The sequence below is a fragment of the Bacillota bacterium genome, from assembly GCA_040754675.1.
Taxonomy (GTDB): Bacteria; Bacillota; Limnochordia; order Limnochordales; family Geochordaceae; genus Geochorda.
Genome location: JBFMCJ010000316.1, coordinates 1 through 4,752 on the forward strand (window position 1 = coordinate 1; position 4,752 = coordinate 4,752).

Consider the following 4,752-nt stretch of genomic DNA (forward strand, 5'->3'; position numbering starts at 1 on the left):
TGGCCATCCAGGTGACTGACCAGCTTCTTCTTGCGGAGGCACCCGCCTTCCGCGAGGTGGTGCTGCAGAACTGCCGCAACAAGCTGGTTTTCGGCGGCCTGTCGGCCTCTGACGCGGAGCGTTTCGCCCGGGAGTTCGGCGAGCAGGACGTGCGCGTGAGGGAGATGAGCTACCGGCACTACCGCACAGTGCTCATGCCCTGGGGTCCGGACCAGTTCCGCGAGAGCTTCCGGCCCAAGCCCAGGTTCGGCTACACCCAGCTTATGGAGCTTCCCCGTTTTCACGTGGCCTACCGCGTGGTGCGTGGTGGCACGCCGCAGCCTCCGGGTTTGGGGGTAGCGCTTCCGCCTCCGCGCCGCGTGGTGCGCCCGCGCCGCGCCGCCCCGGCGCCCGCCGTGCCCGCGGGCCAGCCCGCTGCTTCTCCCGGCGCTCCCACGCCGGCCCCGTGTCCGGCTGCCGACGACGATTTCTTCTGATGCGGCGGGGCCCGGGTCCGTCCTGGCGGAAGGGGGGTGATTTTCCTGTCCGGCTCTCCTCAGCCTCTCAAGAGTCCTGGTGTGGCGGCCGTGCTGGGTTTCCTGATCCCCGGTGTCGGCCAGATGTACAACGGGCAGTTCGGCAAGGGTGCCCTGTTCCTGCTGGTCAACGTTGTCAACGGCCTGCTCGTGTTCGCCTACGGCATCGGTTTTGTCACTGGCCTGCTGTGGAGCATCTTCAGTGCCTGGGACGCCTACCGCACGGCGGAGGCGTATAACCGGTGTGTTGCGGGTGTGTCCGCTTGAGTTTCCGGGGGCCGTCCGCCCCCTACATACCTCCCTGCCCGAGGGGGCCGGGAGGATTCCGAAAGGAGGGGTGACTGTGTCCGTGCTTGATGAGGATTACGGCCGTCTAGCCCGCGAGGTTCTGAGCGGTACGATGACCGAGGGCCAGGTGGCCTGGAAGATGTCCGACCTGGCCTGGGACGGCCACCTGTCCGGGGCCGCGCAGATGGCTCGTGCCTGGTTCAGCCGTTTCCCGCGCTCGCTCTGGATTCGCCGCCTGGTGGCCTGGTACATGTCCCGCGCTTCCGGCTACCGGCTTCTGCCTATCAGGGTGGGGGATCGCGAGGACGTGGCGGTTGACGAGTACGACCCTGACCTCACCGATGCCTCCGCTCTGGCCGAGGAGGCGAAGTCGGCCGTGGAGGCTCCTATCTCCGAGCGTGGCGGCCTGCTGGTGATCTACGTGCCCGTGCGCCCGCACCGGCCGGAGGACACCGCCCGCCTGTTCCGCGACGTGGCCCGTGCCGCCCGGCGCGTGCTGCCCGAGGGCGCCGGGCTTTACTACAACGTCTACCCGGTGCCTCCTGGCGCCGAGGCCGAGCTGCCCGAGTTCGACGCCTGATCTCTGCGCGGTTGTGCCGGGGTCTGCCCTTGGTGAGGCGGGCCCCGGTTGTGGCCTCTTGGGTGCGTGCGAAAGGGGGTGGTCCTGCGTCCTGTTCCTGTGTGTCCGTGGTGTGGCCGGTTTGCGCTGCGCTCCCGGCGGGGGGTGCGGCCCTGACGCGGGGTGAAAAGGAGCTCCGGTAGCGCTACCAGGCCCTCACAGGTCCTGGCAGGCTTCCGCGGCTCTGAGGCTGAGGGGGTGGCCTTCGGGCCGTAAGCTGAACCCCGGGCGACTGGGGAGGTGAGGGGTCCCGCTACGTGCCGGGGTTGCCGGGAGGCGGGCACTCCGGGCTGTTGCTCCAGGTCCGGACGCTGCCGGCCCGCGGGGACGGAACCTGGCCTCGCCGAGGCAGTCGGTGAACACCCCGCGGGCGAAAGAGGCCCCGGCACATTGCCGAGGAGCAGAGTGACCCGGAAGGAGGGTGCCCTTAAATGGGCGTTTCTGTCGTGAGCTACCCCAAGGTGTTCGTGGTGGACGCGGAGGGCAGGGCGCTCCTACCCTGCCATCCCGCTCGGGCCAGGGTGCTGTTGCGCGAGGGGAGGGCGGTAGTCGAGCGGGGCTGCCCGTTTGCGATCAGGCTCAGGCGGGTGGTGGACGGCCCTGTCGGTTCCCTTCGGGCGAAGGTGGCCGACGGTTCCAGGCAGGTGGGGATCGCGCTGGTGAACGAGCGCACGGGTGAGGTGCTGTTCCGCGGGGTTCTTGTCCAGCGGGGCGACGTGGCCCGGCTGGTCACGCTGCGCAGGGAGTACCGGAGGAACCGTCGCTACCGGCTGGTCAGGCACCGCCCCTGCCGGAACCGCAACCGCAGGCAGGCGGTTCCCTTCCCGAGCATCCGGCAAAAGAAGGAGGCGATCTGCCGGGTGCTGGCCGACCTGGCGGAGATAGCGCCTATATCGGGTGTGGACGTGGAGCTGGTTTCGGCGGCTGTCCGGAACCCGCCTCTGCCCGGCCGGGATGCTCGGGAGAAGGTGCTGAACCGGGATCGGGCCTGTGTCCTGTGCGGGTCCGCCGAGCGGCTCCAGCGCCACCACCTGGTGCCCCGCGCAAAGGGCGGCTCGGACACGCCCCGGAACCAGGTGGCGCTCTGCCGGGAGTGCCACCGGAGGCTCCACGCGGGGAAGGCCTTCCTGGACAGGGAGGGCCGGACGTTTGCCTGGCTTGCGCACGCGGTGCTGGGGAAGGCTTATCTCGTGTCGCTTCTCGGGCGGCTTTGGGATGTCCGTGCCTGCGAGCGGCGGCGGGAGTCCCCGGGGGTGCCGGGCTCGCGTGCCGCTCGGGCGGCGGAGCTGTTTGCCCCGGGCCCGCTGAGGTTCTTCGGGTCGGAGCACGTGGTCTGGCCGCTGAGGAGGCGGAGGTGGGAGGGAGGGCAATCCCACGAAGAGGTGCGAGGAGAAGAATGGCCTGCGCCACTGGGACGTGGTGCGTGCGGAGCGGGCGGGGAGGGTGGTGTTTGGCTGCGTGAGGAGCCTGAAGGCGCGTGCGCTGACCCTGCGGACGGCGTCTGACGCCAATTTCGAGGTGTCGTACTCGAAGGTCAGGCTGCTTCACCGTCCGCGTGGGGTGGTCTACGTGCCCGCCCGTTGACTTTGCCGGAAGCTGATACAGGTTGATACATCCAGAAAAGGAGGTGTGTTGATTGCCGCGTCGTGCGAAGGTGGATTCGGAAGTTGTGGTGGTGGACGGGGTTCCCGCCCCGGAGGTTGCCGAAGCTGTCCCGGGCGAAACGGGCGGCGATGTTTCCCCGGAACTCTGCGAAGTGCCGGGTCTCGGAGTGGATGGCGACCGGGAAGGCCCGGCTCCGTCCGGGCGCTCCCGCCGCCGGTTCGGAATCTCGGGTTACGTTCCCCTGGCCGAGGGTCATGATCCCCGGCCGCTGCCCGAGGACGTGGAGGGGTATCTGCGGCTGGCCAAGTCGCGGGGGTGGATTGTGCAGGCTCCCGCGGTGGCCGTGTCGGGCGACCCGCCCGTGCTGGACCTTGACCTGGGCCCGTTCCGTGGTGAGGTGGCCCTGGAGGAGTCCGGCTGTTCCGATGCCCGGGAGATGCGCCGTCTGGTGGGTCAGCACGTGGCGTTCGTCGTGCGCTGGGTGGATGGCCGTGCCCGCGTGGCGCGGTGCTCCCGCAGGGCAGCGGTGGAGGAGATGGCGCGGCGGACCTGGGAGGTGCTTGCTCCGGGTGCCGTGCGCCAGGCCGTGGTACGTGGGTATGCCCGGGGCGGCGTCCTGGTGGACATCGGCGGCGTGTCCGCTCTCGTTCCCTACCGGGAACTCTCCCGTGGGTTTGTCTTCGACGCCGAGTCCGAGGTGCCGCTGGGTTCCTCGTTTCCGGTGCGGGTGCTGTCCTGTGACCGTGATTTGGGCGAGGTGCTGTGCTCTCGCAAGGAGTTCCTGCCTGACCCCTGGGAGGATGCTGCTTCCCGCTACCGGGAGGGGGATCTCCGCGCGGGCGTGGTGGTGACGGTGGCCTCGCGTGGCGTGTTTGTGCAGCTTGAACCGGGCGTGGAGGCCTTCTGCCCGAAGCTGGTGTTTGACGGTGGCCGCGTTGCCCGCGGCTGCCGGGTGGTGGTGCGCGTGGACCGCGTGGACCCCGAGCGCAGGCGCATGGGCGCGCACATCACCCGTGTGCTGGGCTGATCCCGGTGTTGGCCGTATTCGATGAATATTCCGGGGGCCGCCTTGTCGCGGCCCCCGGAGTCCCTGGCCGTAAAAAGAATCACAGAAGGGAGCGGGGTCACGGTGCGAAAGCTGGTCGTGGTGCCGAAGGAGCGGTTTGACGAGGTGGCCGAGCGCGTGGCTTCGTGCGGGGATTCCGAGGTGTTCCTGTGCCCCGACCTGGTGGTTCTTGAGGTGCGGGGCAGGAGGTCGCGGCAGAGTCTGCGGCGATTGTTCGGGGAAGCAGTTGTCGTTCTTGAGGAGCCCCCGTTGGCCGGATAAAGGTGTGTAACGTGGCGGCCGTGCCCGGGGCCGGGTGCTCCGGCCCCGGGATTGCTTTTGCCGGGGTGCTTTTGCCGGGGTCTTGACCGCTCCCGGGTGGTTGTGTATGATGTAGCTGGCCTCTTGACGGAGGGCAGTCTTTTTGTGCCCTCCGCAAGGGACCTGGTTTGTCTAGAGAATTGTACCCGCCCCCCTGGCCTGTCTGTGCCGGGGGGTTGTCTTATGGCCCGGGTTTTTGAGCGAGGTGGTGTGTTCCGTGTTTGCTGCTGCGAAGGCGGCCCTTGATCCCGTGCAGTTGTTCGACCGGGCTGCGCGCGGTTTCCGGGCTGTCGAGTTGCACCTGACCTCGGCTTCGCTCGGGGTGTCTCCCGCCTGCGCTGCGCGGCTCCTTGCCCGGT

At 68.9% G+C, this 4,752-nt stretch carries 6 protein-coding genes; all 6 read left to right on the forward strand.

Annotated features, from left to right (window positions below; all coding sequences use genetic code 11):
- The coding region (locus AB1609_15710) for a hypothetical protein (protein ID MEW6047898.1) at nucleotides 1-476 on the forward strand (476 nt) is incomplete at its 5' end.
- 81 nt (nucleotides 477-557) lie between these two features.
- Entirely contained in the window at nucleotides 558-782 is a 225-nt protein-coding gene (locus tag AB1609_15715) for a DUF6677 family protein (GenBank protein MEW6047899.1), read from the forward strand.
- Between the two features lie 76 nt (nucleotides 783-858).
- Nucleotides 859-1,383 (forward strand): hypothetical protein, encoded by a 525-nt coding sequence (locus AB1609_15720; protein ID MEW6047900.1) that lies wholly within the window; start codon nucleotides 859-861, stop codon nucleotides 1,381-1,383.
- 470 nt (nucleotides 1,384-1,853) lie between these two features.
- The gene (gene iscB, locus AB1609_15725) at nucleotides 1,854-2,927 is read left to right on the forward strand and encodes an RNA-guided endonuclease IscB (protein ID MEW6047901.1); all 1,074 of its coding nucleotides are present in this window, start codon (nucleotides 1,854-1,856) and stop codon (nucleotides 2,925-2,927) included.
- A gap of 131 nt (nucleotides 2,928-3,058) precedes the next feature.
- The gene (locus AB1609_15730) at nucleotides 3,059-4,054 is read left to right on the forward strand and encodes a S1 RNA-binding domain-containing protein (GenBank protein MEW6047902.1); all 996 of its coding nucleotides are present in this window, start codon (nucleotides 3,059-3,061) and stop codon (nucleotides 4,052-4,054) included.
- A gap of 102 nt (nucleotides 4,055-4,156) precedes the next feature.
- On the forward strand, nucleotides 4,157-4,354 hold the full coding sequence (locus AB1609_15735; GenBank protein MEW6047903.1) for a hypothetical protein: 198 nt from the start codon (nucleotides 4,157-4,159) through the stop codon (nucleotides 4,352-4,354).
- Nucleotides 4,355-4,752 lie beyond the last annotated feature (398 nt).

What these genes read in the sequence shown, in the direction of transcription:
- iscB (MEW6047901.1), top strand. Translation starts at nt 1,854, where the DNA reads ATGGGCGTTTCTGTCGTGAGCTACCCCAAGGTGTTCGTGGTGGACGCG.